21 protein-coding genes and 1 pseudogene are annotated in these 20252 nt (G+C 61.0%); 8 read left to right on the top strand and 14 right to left on the bottom strand.

Translation table 11 applies throughout. The annotated features are described in order from the left end of the window. Positions 1-5: 5 nt before the first annotated feature. The 7 genes and pseudogenes from GC127_RS23350 to GC127_RS05425 form a co-directional block, all read right to left on the bottom strand. Positions 6-1325: pseudogene (locus GC127_RS23350) on the bottom strand (recombinase family protein); the annotation flags it as partial. 20 nt (positions 1326-1345) lie between these two features. After that, positions 1346-1531 carry an integrase core domain-containing protein gene (locus tag GC127_RS05400; RefSeq protein ID WP_151976868.1) on the bottom strand — a complete coding sequence of 62 codons (186 nt, stop codon included), beginning with the start codon at positions 1529-1531 and terminating at the stop codon, positions 1346-1348. Positions 1532-1739: 208 nt separating this feature from the next. After that, positions 1740-2054: a hypothetical protein gene (locus GC127_RS05405; protein WP_151976870.1), complete on the bottom strand. Its 315-nt coding sequence runs from the start codon at positions 2052-2054 to the stop codon at positions 1740-1742. Positions 2055-2150: 96 nt separating this feature from the next. Continuing rightward, on the bottom strand, positions 2151-2918 hold the full coding sequence (locus GC127_RS05410; RefSeq protein WP_151976872.1) for a hypothetical protein: 768 nt from the start codon (positions 2916-2918) through the stop codon (positions 2151-2153). Then, on the bottom strand, positions 2902-3444 hold the full coding sequence (locus GC127_RS05415; protein WP_151976874.1) for a sigma-70 family RNA polymerase sigma factor: 543 nt from the start codon (positions 3442-3444) through the stop codon (positions 2902-2904). The genes GC127_RS05410 and GC127_RS05415 overlap by 17 nt, the downstream gene beginning before the upstream one ends. A 29-nt stretch (positions 3445-3473) precedes the next feature. Next, positions 3474-4643, bottom strand: coding sequence for a 2OG-Fe(II) oxygenase (locus GC127_RS05420; RefSeq protein WP_151976876.1), 1170 nt, complete (start codon positions 4641-4643; stop codon positions 3474-3476). A 343-nt stretch (positions 4644-4986) separates the two neighbouring features. Then, entirely contained in the window at positions 4987-5172 is a 186-nt protein-coding gene (locus GC127_RS05425; protein WP_151976878.1) for a hypothetical protein, read from the bottom strand. Positions 5173-5286: 114 nt separating this feature from the next. Between GC127_RS05425 and GC127_RS05430 the strand changes: the two genes are divergently transcribed. Further along, positions 5287-5874, top strand: coding sequence for a hypothetical protein (locus GC127_RS05430; protein ID WP_151976880.1), 588 nt, complete (start codon positions 5287-5289; stop codon positions 5872-5874). Between the two features lie 92 nt (positions 5875-5966). On the opposite strand, the gene GC127_RS05435 is transcribed toward GC127_RS05430, so the two are convergent. The 4 genes from GC127_RS05435 to GC127_RS22750 form a co-directional block, all read right to left on the bottom strand. Beyond that, complete coding sequence (locus GC127_RS05435; protein WP_151976882.1) at positions 5967-8615, bottom strand: hypothetical protein; 2649 nt, start codon at positions 8613-8615, stop codon at positions 5967-5969. Positions 8616-8678: 63 nt separating this feature from the next. Continuing rightward, a complete protein-coding gene (locus GC127_RS05440) occupies positions 8679-9851 on the bottom strand; it encodes a hypothetical protein (RefSeq protein WP_151976884.1) in 1173 nt (390 codons plus the stop codon). A 30-nt stretch (positions 9852-9881) separates the two neighbouring features. Continuing rightward, complete coding sequence (locus GC127_RS05445) at positions 9882-10718, bottom strand: hypothetical protein (RefSeq protein WP_151976886.1); 837 nt, start codon at positions 10716-10718, stop codon at positions 9882-9884. 77 nt (positions 10719-10795) lie between these two features. Continuing rightward, positions 10796-10936, bottom strand: coding sequence for a hypothetical protein (locus GC127_RS22750; protein WP_199861197.1), 141 nt, complete (start codon positions 10934-10936; stop codon positions 10796-10798). Positions 10937-11380: 444 nt separating this feature from the next. On the opposite strand from GC127_RS22750, the gene GC127_RS05450 reads away from it, so the two are divergent. The 7 genes from GC127_RS05450 to GC127_RS05480 all read left to right on the top strand — a co-directional run bounded on the left by GC127_RS05450 (position 11381) and on the right by GC127_RS05480 (position 17372). Beyond that, entirely contained in the window at positions 11381-12766 is a 1386-nt protein-coding gene (locus GC127_RS05450) for a DUF3179 domain-containing (seleno)protein (RefSeq protein ID WP_151976888.1), read from the top strand. Between the two features lie 506 nt (positions 12767-13272). Continuing rightward, entirely contained in the window at positions 13273-13950 is a 678-nt protein-coding gene (locus GC127_RS05460; protein ID WP_151976890.1) for a response regulator transcription factor, read from the top strand. Further along, the gene (locus GC127_RS05465) at positions 13947-15284 is read left to right on the top strand and encodes a HAMP domain-containing sensor histidine kinase (protein ID WP_151976892.1); all 1338 of its coding nucleotides are present in this window, start codon (positions 13947-13949) and stop codon (positions 15282-15284) included. The genes GC127_RS05460 and GC127_RS05465 overlap by 4 nt, the downstream gene beginning before the upstream one ends. Before the next feature lie 84 nt (positions 15285-15368). Further along, positions 15369-15515, top strand: coding sequence for a hypothetical protein (locus tag GC127_RS22755; protein WP_008283073.1), 147 nt, complete (start codon positions 15369-15371; stop codon positions 15513-15515). Positions 15516-15552: 37 nt separating this feature from the next. Beyond that, positions 15553-15891 carry a hypothetical protein gene (locus tag GC127_RS05470; RefSeq protein WP_151976894.1) on the top strand — a complete coding sequence of 113 codons (339 nt, stop codon included), beginning with the start codon at positions 15553-15555 and terminating at the stop codon, positions 15889-15891. Positions 15892-16002: 111 nt separating this feature from the next. Next, positions 16003-16629, top strand: a complete 627-nt coding sequence (locus GC127_RS05475) for an exopolysaccharide biosynthesis protein (RefSeq protein ID WP_199861198.1) — start codon at positions 16003-16005, stop codon at positions 16627-16629. A 161-nt stretch (positions 16630-16790) separates the two neighbouring features. Then, positions 16791-17372 carry a rhomboid family intramembrane serine protease gene (locus tag GC127_RS05480; RefSeq protein WP_151976898.1) on the top strand — a complete coding sequence of 194 codons (582 nt, stop codon included), beginning with the start codon at positions 16791-16793 and terminating at the stop codon, positions 17370-17372. A 537-nt stretch (positions 17373-17909) separates the two neighbouring features. Here GC127_RS05480 and GC127_RS05485 read toward each other — a convergent pair. Genes GC127_RS05485 through GC127_RS05495 form a run of 3 tightly spaced genes read right to left on the bottom strand, consistent with a single transcriptional unit; the run spans position 17910 to position 20160 of the window. Next, on the bottom strand, positions 17910-19199 hold the full coding sequence (locus GC127_RS05485; protein WP_151976900.1) for a sensor histidine kinase: 1290 nt from the start codon (positions 19197-19199) through the stop codon (positions 17910-17912). Beyond that, on the bottom strand, positions 19196-19864 hold the full coding sequence (locus tag GC127_RS05490) for a response regulator transcription factor (protein WP_151976901.1): 669 nt from the start codon (positions 19862-19864) through the stop codon (positions 19196-19198). Before GC127_RS05490 ends, GC127_RS05485 begins: the two co-directional genes overlap by 4 nt. Next, a complete protein-coding gene (locus GC127_RS05495; protein ID WP_151976903.1) occupies positions 19861-20160 on the bottom strand; it encodes a Cys/Met metabolism pyridoxal-phosphate-dependent enzyme in 300 nt (99 codons plus the stop codon). The genes GC127_RS05490 and GC127_RS05495 overlap by 4 nt, the downstream gene beginning before the upstream one ends. Between the last annotated feature and the right edge of the window lie 92 nt (positions 20161-20252).

Here is a 20252-nt window from a genome sequence, read left to right on the forward strand (position 1 = left end):
AGTATCCTGTCCTCCAGATCCTGACGCGCGATGGTGGTCCTGTTCGTGCAGACAGAGGTGCCCTTGTTGCGGGAATTGCTACAGCCGAACCGGTCCTTGGCGACGGTTGAGAAACCCCCGCCGCAGCAGCCACATTTGATCAGGCCGCTGAACAGGAACCGTGGCTTGCGCCGCTCCCAAGCCTCGGCCTTCGTGTGTTTGATCTTTCGGCTTTGCTGGCGGGCTTTCACTGCCTCCCAAAGGCCTTGCGGAATGATGCGCAGGTCCGGCACATCGGAATACTCCACGGCGGCGTCGGAATTTGGCCGCGCCTGTCGTTTGCCTGTCTGAGGATCCTTGACGAATTCCTGCCGGTTCCAGACACGGCGGCCGATGTAGAGCTCATTGTTCAGAATGCCGGTGCCGCGCTTGGGATTGCCGTGGATTGTGGATTTGTCCCAGGCAGGCCCGCGCGGCCCCGGTATCGCATCCTGATTGAGCATATCCGCGATCTTGCCTGGTGACATGCCATCGACATAGGCCTGAAAGATCCGCCGCACGACGGCCGCCTGGTCGGAATTGATCGCCAGATCGCCTCTCTTCAGCTCGCCATCTTCGCCAAGCTCGCGCACAACGTCATAGCCATACGCCTTACCGCCGGCCGATTTGCCTTTCTGGATGCGCCCGCTGAGGCCGCGCCGTGTCTTGGCCGCGAGGTCTTTCAAGAACAGCGCATTCATCGTGCCTTTCAGCCCGATGTGCATCTCGTTGACGCGGCCTTCAGAGACGGTCTCGATCCCGACACCGGCGAAGGCCAGGATCTGGTAAAGATGCGCGATATCGCCCTGATTGCGGGACAGCCGGTCCAGCGCTTCGGACAGCACGAGATCAAAGCGGCGGTCAGAGGCATCACGCTGCAGGCGCTGGATACCGGGCCGCAGCATGCTGGCACCTGAGGTCGCGTGATCTTCATAGGTGCCGACAACCTCCCACTCCTCGCGCGCGGCACGGGTCCGGCAAAGCCTGATCTGATCATCAATGGACTCCGCGTTCTGCAAGTCGGACGAAAACCGGGCATAAATGGCAACGCGAAGGGTTCGATTGGTCATGATCACTATCCTCGGAACTGGATTACAAAGCTGTCCCGTCTTGAAGGCGTTTTGAACAGCACTCGGCCGCATGATCCGCCCGCGCCGCATCCCGCGCCATCGCGCGCACCAGCGCCAGCATCTGGTCCTGATAGTCCGCGCGGGACTGGCCTTGGGCAATAGGGTCGTTCGGAGGCATTGCAGCGACGGGCGGTGCCCCTGACACCTCCCTGTCGCTTCCCGGTGGTCTGCCCCCATTGAGTGGTCTGGTTTGACAGTTAGTGCATGGTCGGTCTCTGGTCTATCGGGACGATGCTTTCGGGTGCCGGTGGACGGTATCCCAGAGCACTGTGCGGTCTGACAGTGTTGTAGTGGTGCCGCCATTTCTCGATCAGGATCTGGGCTGTTGAACTCTGCGCGGAATTGACCCAGTTTTCCGAAATGCGGTGACCTACTTGTATCAAGAATTCCGCTGACTTTTCATGAGATTATCATGTTTCAGAGGGGCAGCGCCAAATGAAAAAAATGGGTCAATCCGAGACGAAAATCAACAACCTAATTCACACAATATGGGATAGAGCTGGTTCTCCTGTTGTCTCCAAACCATAGTTTTGAAGAGGACCAGGGAGCTCTTCAAACGCTCTGCCAGGCCGGTGATACACCATAAACCCCTCAGAGCCGCTCGCCAGAGAACGCAAACGCTGGAGCGCCAATGGCGCGATACTCGACGATGTCCGCATCCTCCAGATACTCGATCATCCCGGGCAAGTAGCTCTGCGGAACCTCCCGTGAATCCGCCTCTGGGATGGTGCGCAAAATCAGGGCAATCGCAATGCAGATCGCGAGAATCCAGATTGATGCGTTCGAGTTGCGGCGTCTGCCACGCACCAGCATGCTTGGCAGTGGTTTGCCAAGTCGCACTGGTTTTGAGGTCTGCTGGCGCTCGGATTTCGGTGTGACATCGTTGGGCCGTGTCGGTGAAGACATGTGATCCTTCTTTTCGTTTCTCGAGTGCATCACGACGGAGTTAACTCTGGTGTTTCAATCCGCATCGGCATCCCATTGCGCTTGAGCTGCGTCGGCTCAGTTGCTTGGCGACAGTAACCTCTCTGCGCTGAGCGCCAACTGCTCGGGATGCCCGGACTCATCGACGAGGACGAAGGAGGATCGACCACGCTCGAAGAGGGCGATTGTGCGTCCCCGATACTCGAAAGCGGTCGGCGGATCCTTGGAGTCTCCGGCGTTGCGGGCGACAGCCAAAAGCATGAGCCGCCCGAGTTCTGGCGCGTCCACCACAATGGCAATTGCAGGTCGGTCAGGTGTTGCAACGATTTGCACATCGCGCACGATCCAGTCCTTCGGCAAGACCGGCAGGTCCACTCCGAGCGCGGCAACGACTTCCTGCGCGTTCAGTTCCGCGCTTTCGGGCTGGGACACCATCCAATGCCGAAGCTCTAACGCCGCCTGCGCATCGAGCGCTGCTTCGACAAGCGGGGGCGCGCCTTTGGGTCCGGCTGCTTGCCACGCGACATGGCCAGTCCAGCCCGCCGTGAACAGAACAACAGCGGCTACGAAAGGGGCGGCGCGGCGCAGCAGACGCTGTCCGCGCAGACGGTCCTGCAAGCGGCGCGCCTCTGCCACAAGACCGGGCGGCGCGGTATCGTCTGATCCGGAAAGGGCCATCCGCAGCGCGGCAGTGTTTCGCGCATCGACAAGGAGGTCCGCCACCCGCTCTGGCCGTTCTGCGAGGTGATCCGCAATCGCAAGAGTTCGGTCGGGGTCAAGGCGCCCCTCGAGAAGCGCGAGAAGATCAGCCTCAAGCTCCGGATCGGTCTCAGTCTTGTCGCTCATCGCATCCTCCCACGATCCTGAGTGGTTTCACGGTCGCCACCTCTCCCCGCCCGTCTTCAAATGCCCGGAGTGCCGCACGCGCCCGGCCCACGCGCGACATCACTGTGCCCACCGGCACGCCCAGAACCTGCGCCGCCTCGGCCGGACCGAGCCCCTCCACCGCCACAAGGTGCAGGGCTTCGCGCTGCTCGGCGTTGAGCGACAGAAAGGCGGTGCGCAGCTGCGCCAGCCGCGCCGCTATCTCGCCGGACGCCTCAACGAAGGTTGGCCGACTTTCCGCCCAGGCCTGTTCGCGCGCTTCGGAAGCCTGCGCACTGCGACGGCCATCGATGAAAAGATTGTGCAATATCGCCATCAGCCAGACCCGCACATCCGCACCGTCGCGAAAGGTCCCACGCCGCTCCTGCGCCCGCAGAAAGGTTGCTTGAACAAGGTCGTCGGCCGCCTCTGCGTCACGCGTGAGAACTCTTGCATAGCGTCGAAGGGGCTCGAGTTGTCCGACAATGTCGAGGTCGTGATGGGCCATGGCGATTCACGTCTCCTTTCGGGCAGGGGTCATGCGCTTTGTTCTGCCGAAGTCTGGCCGCCCGCACGGTAATTCGAGCCAGTCTCGCCAATATAGCGCGCATTCTCTTGGCGTAGGCGTGCCGCTGCATCGTCATATAGAAATGGAAGAAAGGCAAAGCGCCGGCCCTTCGTGACTTTGCTGACCTTGTGTAGAAGCGAGCAAGAGAACACCACCGCCCCGCCCGGCGGTGCCTTGAAACTGCGCGGCCCGTATTCCGGAAAGTTCACCTCTCCACCTTCGAAATCGTCGTTGAGATTGACCGATACGGCAAAGCGCCGATGCGCCGTGCCCTTTGTCGTGTTGTCGCGGTGTGCCGAAAAATGCCCACCATCCTCAGCCGCGTAACAGGAGACGATGTAGCGCTCCATCCGCGTCACCTTGAACTGGTGGACCTTGGCAATTTCGGGCACGACCCGCCGCAGGAACCGCGCCTGCAACGCCGAGATCAGATCGCGATCTTCGATGTTGTAATCCTTGCGACGTTTGAAGCCCGGATCGGTAATTCCCATCGTCTTGCCCCCGATCTCGCGCATGAAGCCGCTCTCTTCCCCACCTTGCGCTTCATACAGCCCGATCAGGTGACGACAGAGCTCTGGCTCGAACACGCGCGGCAGGAACAGGATCGGCGCCATGACATCGATCCCGGCATACCGGTCTGGTGGCGGCAGGCTGTCCAAAAGCGCCATGACCTCGCCAAGATCGCCCCGATCCGGCCGGAACGGAATCGCCGCCAAGACGCGCATTGTTGGATCGATGACCACCCATTGCCGAGCCATTGCGGCCGGACCGCTGCCCGGAGACGCATCCTTAGCCGCCACGCCGTAGAGGCGCGAGATCAGCAGGTCCATGTCCCAGAAATGGCGATAGCCTGGCAGACGGTTCTTGACCCGGCCAATCGCCTCGTCCTCTGGGTCGATGGTGACACCAAAAAAGCAGGCTTGATCATCGTTGAAGATGTCAGCCCGTTCATATGCAGCCTTGAGGGCCGCCTGCGCATGGCCATCCGCCGCGCTGCCAAAGAAGCACAGAACCAGATAGCGCCCCGCCGCGCTGTCAAAGGAATAGCGCGGGTTGGCGACGCTGCGCTGAATAAAGCTGGGTGCCGGATCGCCCGGCGTCAGAAGGGTTGTTGCGTCTATCTGAAGAGGTGCTGTCATTCGGGAATCCGCCGTATTTGAAATGTATACGGAGCCCTTGGCCAGTCACATCCCGACCTTCGGAATGTTTATTGCTGCAATTGAGCGAATGTGAGCGGCTGCTTGCTCTGCCGGGTTAGAAAATCGGCGGCAGTTTGCCCGCACACCGCCGACCTTCCTTGAGCGGCGGATGAATGCCTGTTCTTTGATTTGCGCAAATATACACTCGCGGCCGCAACGAAAGTCTGGAGTCCGCCATTCTGCGTGTCCCCAGTTAAGAAGTGGCGTAGTGAAAATGATCTACCTTAGGCGTGGAATACAAAAGCAAGTATTTCTGAAAGCGAGCTCCCGCAACCAAAAATAATTAGTCAACAATATCAATAGCGTGAGCTTTGCCGCTTAGGTCATTTTGCTGTTTGTGTCCCAAAGGCAGTGACGGCAGCGCCGCGAGAGCGCCCTGCAGGTGGACAGACATCCGCCCAGTGGTGGGGTCTGGATGCAGCACGATCTTCTCGATCAGGCCCCGCAGCGCCTCTTTAGCCTCCAGCATGCCGTCACTGTTCGGCTCTGACAGTATTTCCTTGCTTTACACGCTGTATGTAGCAACCCTTGATTGTCTAGGCAGAGGACGTCAGCTTTTTTGAGCGTTGTTTGGGAATGAGTGATGAAAACTGGTGTCTTTGCTCTCCCCGTTACAGCATTCCTGCTCCTGATCCCAGGCGGCGCAATGGCGGGCGCTTTAGAAAAAGACACTAGGGTGCAATGTCGATCCACGGGCAGTTGCACGATCAAGGACGACCATCTGGCCACAGAGAAATCTGATCCTTACAAGGTTTACGGCAAACCACCGATCAAACATGCTGACCGTTTGGCAGCAGCGCGGTTTGGTCATGTTCGGGATTGTCTGGTGCCTGCCGAGAAACGCAACGACGCTCCAGACCTGACGCAGATCGACTGGCGCAAGATGCGATCCGAAGCCGTCATCAAGGTCTGCCTTTTCCGAATTTTCTCGAGCCTCGGACACCCCATAGCTGCAAAACGTTGGTTTGAGGTGCAAGGGTTGCGAAGAATGAAACTCTATACCAGCTCGGGGCGGGCGGTACGTGAAGGCAGACAGGTTGAAAGTACCACAACCAGCGTTAAGGCAGGCAAACTTCTGTGCTCTAAGGTCGTGCACGCAGAAACCTTCTCCGCAAGCTGGAACGAGGATGGGCAACTGTGGGGAACGGCATACGGGCAAACATCAAAGTAGTGGTTTTATTTTAGGGGTGGGACATGGCGACAATTGCATTGGCACGACACTTCATCGACGCAGCGGCAGGGTAGGGCGCGGAACGGCGCGGCTCATGACATGACGCTTCCCTTCAGGTTCAAGCGCAGCTTCGTCAAAGCGCGCAGATCGAGTTTTCGACCGTCCTGCCGGGAAATCGTGAAACGCCAGGTCGCAAAGGGTGTCGGCTTGAAGAAATCCTCGGCAAAGCGCCCGGTTGTTGCGCTGTCGCCAGTGGGCATCACCGCCACATCCAGCGGGTTGTAAACGAAGGCGCGCATAAAGGGCTGGGTCACAAATCGCGCCGTGCCACCGGAGGGCGTCTTGTCGAGGTAGGTGCCGTCTGTCTGGATGTCGATCCAGAGATCGCCGTCAGAGTGCACCCCGTCTGCATAGACCCGCACAGCGTCGAGCCGAACCCTGTACCACCGGTTGAACCGTGGGTGATCGGTTGGGATCGTTACACTGACAGAGCCATCAGCGCTTCGCATGATCGCCAACGCAGGGGGGCCGTCATCGCCGTCGGCCTGCGTCTCGTCCGTGGCTCTGGCATCGCCTTGCGCGACGACCATGTCCGGATCGTCGGTCGCACCGGCCGTTAAAGTCAGATCGACGTCTAACCAGACATCCATCGGCCCTGGCGACCGGCCAAGCGCAATGCTGGTGACCCAGGTTCCCGTATGGGTCATCACCGCTTCGGAGAACGCGTCGACGCTGTCGGTGATCCGGGGCAGAACAGACCGGTCGATCGGACGCAGCGTGAAGTAGCTGGCCGCCCGCATGAAGGCTTCCATTGCCAAGTAGACGCTGCGCTTGCTGTCGAGCACGCGCCCGAAGGCAAGTTGCCGCAACGCCGTATCGCGTGCCTGCGACTGCGAAAGATCGCGCAGGTAGCCATCGTAGATCCGCCGCGAGGCCTGCGCCGCCCGCTCGCGCAGGATCGCGTCCGCGAGGTCGTTGTTGGCCTTGGCGAGCGCGAGGCGCGTCTGGCTCATCGTACGGCCATGCAGCACCAGCCGCCTGAGCGCCAGCCGGTAGGCGCGTCCGCCGCCGAGCTTGTCCATCATGTCGCTGATCTTATCGAACATCTCCTCAAGGCCCAGCTCGGTCTGCGCCCAGCCGTCTTCACCCCCGGTCACAACGTCGAGTCCGATGGGCGCTATCGCCCCGAAGGACGTCTTCACTTGGGCTGCGGCCTTGACGAGAAAGTCCTCGCTTTGCTGCTCGAGCTTCTTCGCCTTCTCCGCTATGTCGACGATGCGCATGATGCCGTCGTAGATGCCCTTTACATCCTTGCCAGCCGAAATCCCGGCCTTCTTGAGATCGGCAGCCCCTTTCTTGATCTTGTCCTGGCGCGATTTCTCCTTCTGCGCCGCTTCCCGATCCGCTTTGCGTGTCTCGAAATACGAAATGACGTCTTCCTTGGCGTTCTCGGCCGTATATTCCGGGGGATCGCCATCGTCGTTGTCTTCGAACAGCCAACTGATATCGATGACGTCCTCGAACTTGTCACTTTTCGCCGCGCGCGTTGACAGGTCTACCGACATACCTGCCAACATCTTGATATTGTCGATGACGGGGATGGCCGCGAGCGTTCCGCCCGAGGCGACAATCGTCCCGACTTGTTGAACCAAATCCACCACGCCGGTGAATATCTCGATCGACGCCTTGATCGTCTCGTCGCGCTGCCAGTTCTTGATGCCGCGCTGGAAGTCCACCATCAGATCGCTCAGATCGGTCTGGCATTCCAGAAGGTTCGCCGCCGCGATCTGGCGCGCTTTGCGCATCTGCTCGCAGGTTGCCTCGGTCTGCGCGCGTAGGTTCGCGGCGAGCTCGGCCTCGTTCTGCTTATCTGCGATCGTGATCGCCACCTGGTCGCGCCAGTGCTCGTCGGTCCTCGCCTTCTCGACCAGAGCGTCGTAGCGCTGCACGCGCTGGTGCAGCAGAGCAAGGCAGGCCTTCGATTTTTCGGCGTAGATCTCATGGTCAAGGTGCGGAACAAGAAGCGCGCCAGCACCGATGTCCATTAACTGAATCAACGTCTTGTAAAGCGCGTGACAATCCGATGACAGCATGTGCGAGGTTGGGTGGCGCGCCGTCAGGGCTGCAACCCACATGACTTGGTCCGCCGCAAGGCGCGGCTCTTCGGTCGAGAGCAGACACGCGATCTGGAACGTCGTCGTCAGCATTACTGCCAGCGGCTCGCCGGGCGCAAGAAAGTCGAGCGCAGCCGCCGAGGCGGCAACCTTTGTCGCGCGTTCTTCACCGCGTTCCATCACATAGGCAGTTGTGCTGCCGTCGGCGACAATATGCGTCTCGGCCTCGACAAGATCGCCGCCAGCGTCGAGACTGACGGTCGCAAGCGTCAGTGTGGCGGGCACGCCCGTGGCGGCATCGACGATGCGTTGCGCCGCGATGATTAAAGACAGCTTGGTGCCGTCGCTCAGGTCGAAGGTCAGGTCGGCCTTGGCCCCGATCTCGATCACACGCGCAAAGATGAAAGTCGGGCAGCGCAACGTCGGTGCCTTATCGAGGACCAGAACGTCGCAGCAGATCACCAGCATCGCCAGCTTGTCGGCGTCTTTAATGCTTGCGTCGATCTCGCTCCAACGCAACAGCGGCGCGCGGAACTCTCCATAGTCTGGGTTGAGGTGCTGGTATTCAGGCAGGTGCCAACGCTGGATGGTCTTGGCGGAATAAAGCTCGGCCCAATTGTGTTTCATCGAAAGACTTTCTCCGCCTTGTGTGCTGGAAGGGGTGTGCGGGCCCGCGAGGGGCCCCACGCTTCAGCCGCCGAGCTTTTTGAAAACCTCGGCAACGGTTGCTGTTCCAGGTGCGATGCTGACGTAGTTGTCAGTCATCAACTCGCTCAGGTCGGGCAGCATCGTCTGCCAGTTTTTCTCGACCTTGCGCAGGGCCACACCCAGCAAGCGCTTCGATTTCACCTCGTTCTCGCCATCGGGTGATTGTCTCGTGGTGTTCTCCAGGTATTTCGCCATCTCGGAGATATGCGACGCGATCCCCTTCCATGTCTCTTGAACCACGCCGCATTTAGCCGAGGCCGCCTCGGTATAGCTGATGACGTTCGTCAGGCCGTTTGAGCCTTGGCTAAAGACGCTGCGCGCCGCGAGAGCCTGTTTCAGATGCGCGCCCTCCTTCTGGATCGAATCCTCCAGTTCTTCGATATCCTTCATCCGCTGGATCGCCTTGTCCGTGTAGATGCCCATCACGACGCCTGTTGCGATCAGGCCAAGGGGTGGCAGCACCCAGATGTAAGTGGGCGAGGTCGCTGCAGCTATTGTCGCCTCTGTATGCAGCCGCCGCGCCTCTTCCAGCATCTTGTGTTTGTAGGCAATTGAGCCCTCGGTGTTCGCATCCGCCGCGAGGATACCGAGCGTCTCCTCGTTCGTGCTGCTGTCGCTGTCGAGGCTTGTGCGCGCGGTGTCGAGCTTTCCCAATGCCTTGCCAAGCTCCGTCCGGAACGCGTCGAGCGCAACTTTGACATTGCCCGCCCTCGTGCTGGCGGAATTGGCGTCCTTTTGAAGATCTGTCAGCAGCTCCAGTGCTGTTTCTGTATCGCCGTCCTCGACCGAGTCGAGGATGATTTGCAGCATCCCGTCCTCGCCCCCGGCTGTTGTCTCGGCATAGACCTTTAGGTCCATGCCCACCTGAATGACCTCAGAGAAGACGTTCTTGAGGAACGCTTCGCAGGCTTTCGAGATCAGCGAATTGCCGTCTTGCATTGGGGGCAGAAAATCGAACTTCAGAGCATCGGCACCCATGATCGCCTTGAAGTCCGTCTCTGACGTCGGCAGGCGGATACCCCAGTTCGCGTAGACCTGAAGAAAGTGCCAAGCTTGCCAAAGCTCTGACCGGTTTGATCCCTCGCGCCCAATGAGTGACATCAAGGGCTCGAACGGCTTGGTGAAGTCGATTGTTTCAATGCTGTCATCGGTCATGCTGGTTCCTTTCAGTTCAGGCTGGGCTACCTAAGTGATGGCGAGGGTCTGTATCCATCTCGACATCGCGTCCATCTTTGGACGTGCCCGCTCGAGGTGGATGTTCGCGACCTTCAGGTTTGACGTAGCCTCGGATTTCTCGATTTGCTGGTAGGCCGGAAGAAGCAGGGGGCCCAAGGCCACCAAGTCATTCTGGAACTGTGTCGTTGTCTGGTCGACGGTCAGCACCCGCTCGACCCCATTGCGCAGCGCGACAAGCTCGGCCTTGTACACCCCAAGGAGTTCTCGATGCTGGCGTTGCGACGCGGCCTCGCCCTTGTGGATTGCAATCGAAGTGTTGAGCTTGTTGAGATTGTCGCGGTTTTTGTCGACCTGGCCAAAGGTAAAGATCGCTTCCAGACCGTGCAGGATGTAATCGCCCGCGTTCAGTTTGTCGCTCGCCTCCTTCGCGGCCTTCGCAGCAGCCTCCATCCGCTCTTCGGAGGTTTGGATCGCAGCCGTCATCTCTCTGATCTGCTTGCCATGTGTCGCGATTTCGCGCTCAATCCTTCCGAAGGCCTTGTTTCCGGCAACCTTGACGCTCATCGCCTGTTGCGTGGCATGCCGCGATTCCGCGACCGTGTCGCCGAGAAGCACGAGAAGCTGGCCGAGTGAGGCCTTCAGCATGTTGTCCCCGCCCATATCGCGCCATCTCGCGTCGATCCTGACAAGACTTTCCGATAGATTGTTGGCGAGGACGGCGAAAATTGACAGCGAAGCCAGCAGCTCGGACATAAAATTGGCAGGAAGCCCGGCGCGGACAACACCGCCAGAGGCAACCCAGGAGCGTAATTCGGAAACACCCTGAAACGGGCTGGAGTCTGTCATATCTATGCCTTGTCTCATAATTCTGGTGAAAAGGCGGGTGTGAAAAGAGGCCTTGGAAATCTATCCTTCAGGTAACCCTAGGTAAAGTGAATTGCCATGTCTACAACTTTGACGCATTCTTTGGCTGGGGGCAGCACGCCCGAGAAAAGCGCCGACAGCGCCTGATACCCGTCCAGCGGCGGCAAAATAACCGTGTGCTGCGCCGGTTGGGCGATCACCGAACTACCCTCGCTTGGTACGCGAGAGGCGCTTGAACTGTGCAACACCTCGGTCGCCCCTCTTGGCCATTGCAAGCAGAAGCCCGCCTGTGCCGCTGTCGACCAGGGGCATGCCCTCGGCGCGGAGCAGGAGATCAAGCGGCGTGGGGCTAAGAGAGGCGGTTCGCGTGCTCTGCATAGGCTCTGGGCGTTTTCCAAGTGGTTCCGCCTTGGGTGCGCCACGGCCGCATCATGAATCGGCGCTGTCCCACGTGATCACCCAAATTTGATTCAATCTTGATTGGTGCAGATGCCAATTCCACGCGACAGTGCGACAACACTTGTGGCACGCACAGCATATTGCCCGACAATTCTGAACTGCGCATCGGGCATGTCGGACGGCAGATATGAGGCGTCCTGCTGCAGCAGCGATCTGTGTGAAGCCGGTAACCGGAAGGGCCCAGTATGATATCGAAATTGCGCAATCCATCATTTGTCTGGTTATTTGCCCCCTTGTTGGCGCTGTCGTTGTTATGGTCCAACGACGCCCCAGCCCAGACCACTGGCGCGCTTCCGGACTACGTGATCAAGGAATTCGGCACCCCGCCCAAGGTTCCGCTTGGCCCGCCCTCAAAGGCATTGCGGGCCGCGATGCAGATAGCCTTTGTCGATAGCTTCACACAATCGTCGTGGAAAGAGGCGCAATCCGACGCTCTGATCGAGATCGTGCGATCGGAGGACCCCCGCCTTGCGTGGCTGATCAGCGACATGATGCGCTTCGTCACCAATGGCAGTTTGAACATCACTCTCGCAGACGCCGCAGCCGACTTGCTAAAGGTCGATCCGCCGGCCGAGAACCACTGGGAAGTCATCACAAACACTCTGATCGCTTGGGATATCCCGGCGCCACCGGGCTATCTGGAGATCAAGCGCACGATCTTCACCTCTGCCGTGCCCGGCTGGGAGCGGATCTTTGTCGAGGGTGATATCGACTGGCGGATGGTGTCGTGGGGCGGCGTGTTGATCGACGACCGGGGCTTTGGGCAGACGGACGAGCCGTGCAACTGCATTCCCGCTGCCGATAACCCCAAAGTCAGCAGCGCCAAGGCCGCGACATGGCTCGACGATGATGACATCGTATTCGGGATCGAGGTGAATGGCGAAGCCCGGGCCTATCCCCGGCGCATCATGGAAGTGCGCGAGATGGTCAACGATACGCTGGGCGGTCGCAATCTCGGTATTCCCTATTGCACCTTATGCGGTGCCGCACAGGCCTATTTTACCGATGGGCTGCCCGCCGGGATCGAACGGCCAATCCTGCGCACCTCAGGGCTGCTGATCCGGTCGAACAAGGTGATGTACGATGTCCGGACATTTTCGATCTTCGATACCTTCCTCGGCCATGCCGTGACCGGACCCTTGGCGAAACGCGGCCTGAAATTGCAACAGGCCAGCGTGATCACCACCGACTGGGGGACATGGCGCGCCGCGCATCCCGAAACAACCGTGCTGGTCGAGGAGCTGGCGCTGGGCCGGGATTTCGATTTCCGAAACGGGCGTGATGCAAACGGCCCGATCTTTCCCGTGGGTGATGTCGACCCGCGCCTTCCGGTTCATGAGGATATCATCGGGGTCATCGCGGCCTCTGGAAAGCCGGTGGCGTTCCAGCGCAGCGCGGCCATGATCGCGCTGAAACGGGGCGAAAAGATCGAGTTCGAGAATGTCCGCCTCGTGCTTACGGCGGGCGGCATTCGCGCGGTCGATTTGCGCGGAGCCGATCAAGGCAGTCATCAGGCCTTTTGGTTTGCCTGGTCACAATTCCATCCCGGTACAGCCCTCTGGTCTGGCTAAAGCCTAAGCCGGGATGTCCGAGCAACAGTTTGCGCGGCTGCGAATAGCACTGTTGATGCGCCCAAAGGACGCCGCCGCGACAGGGTCGCGGTGGCCATGAACTTGGCCGTCCCGCTACAGAGAATGTGGACAGATGGCACCGCGTGCTGTCCGGGAAAGGGGGCAGGCATGCCATGATCCGATCCGCCCACCATCAAAGCTCAACGGGTTCGATCCTCACCGGACAAGGTCTAAGGAAGGCGAGCTTGGCCATAACGCCCAATTGGCAGGGTGGTCATTCGTCCGTGCCAGACGCCGCCTTTAAGGGAAAAGGCCACTGATTGATCCCGTCGGGCGTTGCCCCGCGATCTTGCTTAAACAATCGGCGCTGACGGATAGTTTGTCAGACTGCCGTCAGCCTCGCCGCCTAACCACGGCAGTCATATTTCGCTATCACTTTGTTGGAAGTGCTCTATTTTCCAATCACACCCCGTTCGCCTTGGCTCTACTCTGAAAGCTGTCCCCGGATGCGCGTCCTGCTTGTCGAAGACCACCCCCCTTTGGCCGAGGCCGTTTGTGATGCGCTGCGACGGTCAGGTTTTGCCGTGGATCATGCCGCGACAGCTGCGGATGCACGCGAATTGTCGGATCTCTCGGATTATGGCTTGGTGCTGCTGGATCTGGGTCTGCCTGATGGCGACGGGCTGCGCCTGCTGCCGACCCTGCGGCAAGGGGGGCGGGTGCCGGTCATTGTGTTGACCGCGCGCGATCAGTTGACCGACCGGCTGGCAGGGCTGGATGGCGGCGCAGATGATTATGTGGTGAAGCCGGTGGAGATGCCCGAGCTTGTCGCGCGCGCCCGCGCAGTATTGCGCCGCCCGGGCGATAGGTCAGACACCACTCTTCGATTGGGCGCGCTTGCGCTGGATACTGCGGCACGCAGCGTCAGCGTGAATGATGCACCGATCATACTCGGGCGTCGCGAGCTGGGGGTACTGGAACATTTGATGCGCAATGCGGGCCGCGTCGCGTCGCGGAAGGTTCTGGAAGAGGCAATCTACACGATCGACGACGAGGTCACACCCAACGCACTGGAAGCAGCCGTGTCGCGCCTGCGCCGCGCGCTTGAAACGGCGGGCTGCCCGGTGCCAATTGTGAACGTGCGAGGTGTCGGCTGGATGCTGCCGCGCGAGGGCAGTGGATGACACGGCCGAACCGTCCGCTGGCACAGGTGCTGATACGGCGTCTGGTACTGATCACGGTCATCATCGTTGTCCTGAACATGATCGTGGTCGGGGCCTACTATGGCTCCGACCGCGCCGAGTTAGAGGCCGAAGTCGTCGCGGACGTGACTGAACGTTTAGGGGCACGTTTGGAGGATAGCGGCTTGCCCGCCGATGCCCCGGCACGGGCAATGTTCGCGAAACATCCAACAGCCTATGCATTCGCGTTGGTGGATCGCACCGGAACGGTCGTTGACGCCATGAACCGCGCCCTCATTCCGTCATCCGCTCTCGATCTTTATGCCGACGACTGGGTGACAGCGGTCGATTTGCCTACGGGCCGATTGCTCTATGCAGGGCACGAATTCCGTGACCGGACCGATGGTTTGCGGATGGTCTTCGTCATGACGTCCGACCCAGAGAACCTGTTGCGCCATGCTTTCTTAAGCGAGCTGCGCCAGCATGTTTGGGGGCCGATCCTGCCCATGGCGCTGTTGCTGATCGGCGCCAGCGCATTCGTGATCCGGCGCGAACTGGCACCGGTAGGCCGTGCTGCCGCTTGGGCACGAACGCTAAGTCCCGGAGCCGTGACATCCCCCCCGTCGGGTCCCGTTCCCTCAGAGGTGGCAGACCTGATTGATGGCACGCAACGCGCACTCGACCGGCTGGCATCAGCGCTTGCGGCAGAGACCCGGCACGCGGCTGAGGCCGCCCATGCTTTGCGCACGCCAGTGGCTGTGTTGACCGCCCGGCTGGACGCGCTGCCGCCGGGCGAAACAACCGACAAGCTGCGCTCTGATCTGGCGGCCCTCGCGCGGACCGTTCAGCAGGTTTTGGCGGCATCCAGAACCGAAGCACTGAGTGCGCCGACCGAGGGCGCGCTTGATCTGCGCAGACCGGCAGAGGCGGTGCTGTCGGCCCTTGCGCCCTTCGCCTATAGCAAGGGGGTGGACCTGTCTCTTTCGCTGCCGGATACGCCGGTTCTGGCGAGGGCAAATGACGAAGCGGTGCAGCTGGCGCTAACAAATCTGGTTGAGAACGCCGTACTGCATGGCGGACCGGGCGAGGTCGAGGTTACCCTTGGCCCAGGCCCGCGCCTTTCGGTGCGCGATCACGGGCCTGGGCTTCCGGCTGACGCAGGGGAGCGGATATTCCAACCCTTCTGGCGCGCGCGCGGCGCGGTTGCGGGCGGAACGGGGCTAGGGCTGGCCATCGTGGACCGGTTGCAGCGCGCTCAGGGTGGCACAGTCGCGGTGCAAAAGCCCAAAGGCGCTGGCCTGGAAATCGTTTTGACGTTTGAAGCCCCAATATTCTGACAAGCCGTCAGTCAGCGGTCAGAATCAAGCTTCATTACGCTCTCATTGGATCGATGTGCGATCCACATGCAGAGGAGCAAACAAATGAACGACGGCAATGACGTGAAGAAGATGGACCTGCGGGAGAGCCGCAAATGGTTGTCAGGCGAGGTGGAAATCCGTCTGCCCAAGGCCTGGCTTGCAATCGGTGCGGCCGCGATCGCGGTGCTGCTGATCGTGGCTCTCGACTGATCTCCGAACTCTTGACCCTTCAACAAGGAAGCTATCCATGAAACTCTTTGCCATTGCTGCACTTAGCGTGACCCTTGCGACCCAAGCGGCCTTCGCCAGTCAGATCACACCCATCGCCGATGTACAGCGCGGCACGATGGTCACCGTACAGGGGATTGTCGAACGGATCACCGACGAGGATGAGTTCCGCCTCACCGATGCCAGCGGCGATATCCGTATCTATGTCGGCCCCAACTGGGTTCCCGCCGAAGTCGGTGAGACGGTCATCGTCAACGGCTCGGTTGATGACGATCTGGTCTTCCCGCGCGAAATCTATGCGCGCAGCCTGACCCGCGCCGACGGAACAGTGATTACGTTCGACCGGCGCTACGACTGACGCCGCTGCGGTGTGCTGCGGGCCCATGAGGGCCCGCAGCTGTTTATGATTTCATCCTCGTGGCAGGCTATGTGCCCGCTTTCTCTTGTCAGCAATGCCGGACGCCATTCCATGCCTCAATACGACTTTGGCACTCCACCCCAGTCCACTACTGAGCTGTTCGCGCAATTGTGCCACCGCTTCGACGAAAGCGCCCCGACATTGGGAGACGTGGCCCGCTTTGCCGGACCCCGCACCTATGCGTTGATCTTGCTCATCTTTGCCCTGCCAGAGGCGCTTCCGCTGCCCGTGGCAGGTCTCAGCACTATTCTCGCCATCCCACTTATCCTTGTCTCTGTGCTGATGCTTTTGTTCGGCCCCGAACCGCGCCTGCCTGTCTGGCTGAGCGAACGCCGCGTCCCGCTACGACTTCTGAAAATGGGATCCACCCGGATCGGCCAGGCCCTGAATAGGCTGGAGCGCGTGTCGCGCCCGCGTTGGCCCGGGCTGATCGGCCAGACACGCGTGATCGGAGCGGTCTGTTTGGTTCTTGCCGTCGTCATTGCGCTGCCAATCCCATTTGGCAACATGCTGCCAGCACTTTGTATCCTTGGCATCGCCGTCGGCATGCTGCAACGCGACGGCGCACTTGTTGCCGGTTCGATGACCGCGGGCGGTCTTGTCGTAACTGGTCTGTCGACAGTTATCGCGCTCGCCGGTGAAGCCGTTCTTGCAGTTGTCAGAGAGGTCTTGGTCTAGACGGTCAACCGCAGTGTAAGACTAGGCGGGGCCAGAACCCACGCCAACACAGGGCGGGTCAGGCAGGAAAAGTCCAGAAGTGTCCCCCTGTGCCGCGCACGAAAGCCGTTGAAGGTGCTGCGAAGACAGCTACTGTTGCCGACATGAGGAAACGGGATCACATGGGCGCATTCTTTTGGCGCGCCAAGGCGCTTGCAGCCTTTGTCTTGCTGCTCTGGGCGGTTCAAGTCGTCAACTGGATCACAGGCTACGGCTTTAACCCGGCCTTCGGCCTGATCCCCCGGCACGTCAGCGGGTTGGATGGCATCATCGCAATGCCACTCCTGCACGGAAGCTTCTCGCATCTGATGGCCAATACACCGCCATTATTGGTGATGGGCGGGTTGCTGGTGGCCACTGCCACGCGGGCCTTGCTGGCTGTGAATGCTGTGGTGATCGGACTCGGCGGCGGTCTCGTCTGGCTATTTGGAAGCTCCGCCATCCATATCGGTGCGTCGGGGCTTGTCTTCGGCTGGTTCGGCTTCCTCGTGGCGCGCGGTTTGGTGGATCGCTCGCCGATCACGCTGGGCGCAGCACTCCTCGTCGGAGTTCTATACGGCTCCATTCTCTGGGGCGTTCTGCCGGGTCAACCCGGCGTCTCTTGGGAGGCTCACCTGTTTGGCGCAATTGCGGGCGCAGCCGCTGCCTTCCTTATACGAACACAGGTCCATGCTCCGCGCTTGGGCGACGTCAATCTGGAATGAAGCGGCCCTACGCGGCGTGCGGCAGAATTATTCGCACTGACGAGCAGGTTGCGACAACCGTTCTTGTTATGCCTAATGGCACCAGATCCAAACGAAGTTTACGTGAATGGGCGAAGCTATAGTTTGCGACCGTGATTTGAGAGGCGTTCGATGATCAGAAAGGTGGCTGCCTTAGCTCTTCTTGGACTGTCATTGGTGTTTGGATATTTCTACTATGCCCAGTATTTCAAATGGCGCGGCTGTTTTAACGACCTAGGCCGGTGTTACGAAGCGGACTCGGGCGTCGTGTATTTGGAGCAATCCGGAGATGCATGGCTCTTGCTGGCTGCATTGGCATTTGGGGCATCCCTGTATCACGCTTGGCGTTTGAAAAAGCCAAATCGATAGTCATAGGCGCGTTCCCGTCTTTGGATGCGGCGCGGCATTTTCAAGGGGCTAGTTCAGCAGCGCGGCAAGGACCGGTCAGACTGGATATTCGTATTCATCCGCATTTCACCCTGACACAGGGATTGAAGGATACTTTAGAGCGGGACGGCATCAGCCCCGAGTGGGCAATGTCAGGGTCACCGCCAGCCCGCCACCTTCGGACTGCCCAATGTCCAGCCGCCCACCATAGGCCGCGACCCGGTCTGTCGCGATGGCAAGGCCGAGGCCGTGGCCCGGCACAGTTTCATCCAGCCGCGCGCCCCGGGCCAGCAGACGGGCGCGGTCGGGCTCGGGAATGCCGGGGCCGTCGTCTGTGATGCTGATCTGAACGCCACCGGGACAAGGCGCTGCCGCAAGCCGCACCGATGACCGCGCCCATTTCACTGCATTCTCGGTCAAGGCGCCGACGATCTCGGCCAGATCCTCGGCATCGCCGCGAAAATCTGGCACGCCTTTGGCCGCGATCTCTAGCTTGACGCCGCGCCGCCGCGCTTCGGGCGTCAGGACCAACGCCACATCCTCTAGCACTGGGGCTACGGCCGCATGCGCCGTGGGGTCCAGCCCCGCTGCTGCTGCGCGGGCGCGTTTCAGGTGCCAGCGGATGATGCGGTCCATCCGGTCGATCAGGGCGGTATCCTCGGGGTCTGCCCGGTTGGCCAGAACGGCCAGTGGCGTCTTGAGCGCATGGGCCAGATCGCCCGCATGGGCACGGGCGCGCGCCACCTGTGCTGCATTGGCAGCGATCAGGCGGCTGAGTTCATCCGACAGCGGGCGCAGTTCGGCGGCCAGTGCAGGGGGCAAGGTCTCGCCTCGCCCGTCGCGGACAGCGGCGACCGCGCGGGCAAAGCGCGTTAGGTCCACCAACCCCGCCCGGACGGCCAGAACCTGCGCAGCCAGAAGCGCCGCCCCCAGAGCCGCCAGCGCCAGCGCGAGCGGGCGGCGGATGGCCGCCAGTTCCGCCACAACCTCTGCCGCAGGCAGGGTCACGGTAACGGTCAGACGCCGCCCGTCGCCCGGCGCAGTGAACCTTGCGACATGCGCCACCAGCGCCGCGCCATCGGGGCCGGTCCGCCCCGCGCCATCCGCCCCCAGATTGCCGGTGACAAGCGAGGGCGCGCGTGCCAGCACGGCTGTCCCGTCGCTGACCTGCCAGTACCAGCCCGACAGGGGCCGGTCAAAGCGTGGATCCGCAGGGGGCGGCAGTACGGCAAAGGCCCCCGCTGCATCCCAAGCCGCGGCCGCCATCACGCCCCGCGCCGCCGCCGTCAGATCCGCGTTAAGGCGGCGGTTCACGAAATCCGCCAGCACCGCCGATACTGCGAACCACGCCACCACCAGCGCGCCCAGCGTCAGCCCGGCGGACCAGGCCAGCATCCGCGCGCGGATTGATCCCGGCGTCATTCTGGATCAACGGGCAGCAGGCGATAGCCCTCGCCCCGCCGGGTTTCCACGCGCGCCTCGCCGATCTTGCGGCGCAACCGGCCGATCACCACTTCCATCGACCGGAAATCGCGGTCGGCGTTGCTGTCGTACATGTGTTCCGACAGTTCTGTCCGGCTGACGACCCGTCCTTTGTGCAGCATGAGGTAGCGCAACAACTTGCCCTCAAACGCCGTCAGGCGCAGGGGCATTCCGTCAAGCGTGGCAAGGCCAGTGGCCGTATCCAGCATCAGCGCTCCCGCCGCCAGTTCGGCGGTCGCATGTCCTGCGGCGCGGCGGATCAGGGTGGACAGGCGCAGCGTCACCTCCTCCATCCGGAAGGGCTTCAGAACGTAATCATCCGCCCCCGCGCGAAAGCCGGCCACCTTGTCAGACCAGGCGTCCCGCGCGGTCAGGATCAAGACGGGAAAGGTCAGGCCCGCGCCACGCCAGCGTTTGAGCACTTCGATCCCATCAATCCCCGGCAGGCCAAGGTCCAGCACCGCGGCACCCACTGTCTCGGTCGCGCCAAGAAACTCGCCCGTCTCGCCGTCATGCGCGCTTTCGACCGTATAGCCTGCCTGCGTCAGCGCGGCGGCGATCTGGGCGGCAAGGTCGCGATCATCCTCGACCACGAGCACCTTCACCGGGGTTCCTCCGGCAGGATGCGGGCCTCGGACTGTCCCACGCCATCAACCTCTAGAAACCGGCAGCCGGGGCCGGTGATCTCGATCTCCAGCACGTTTCCGGCGGGGGTGAGCCAGCGGATTTCCTGCACGAGGCCATCCTCCTCGTCTTCGATCCGCAGGGCTTCGCCGCGATAGCGGTCGGCGACGCAGGCCAAAGCCGCCCCTGCATCAATGGGTACGGCGTCCCCGGGAGGGTCCGCAAAGGCTGTGGTAGCCGACAGGGCAAAGATCAAAGGGACAAGGGCATAGCGCATGGGCCCTTTTATACCGCACCAAAGCTCAACGGAAACCAAACCGCGCCGTTGCGGCGGCATTTGGGGCTAATCGCGCAAGATGGTGTCATGTT

It is taken from the genome of Roseovarius sp. EC-HK134, from assembly GCF_902498815.1.
Classification (GTDB): domain Bacteria; phylum Pseudomonadota; class Alphaproteobacteria; order Rhodobacterales; family Rhodobacteraceae; genus Roseovarius; species Roseovarius mucosus_A.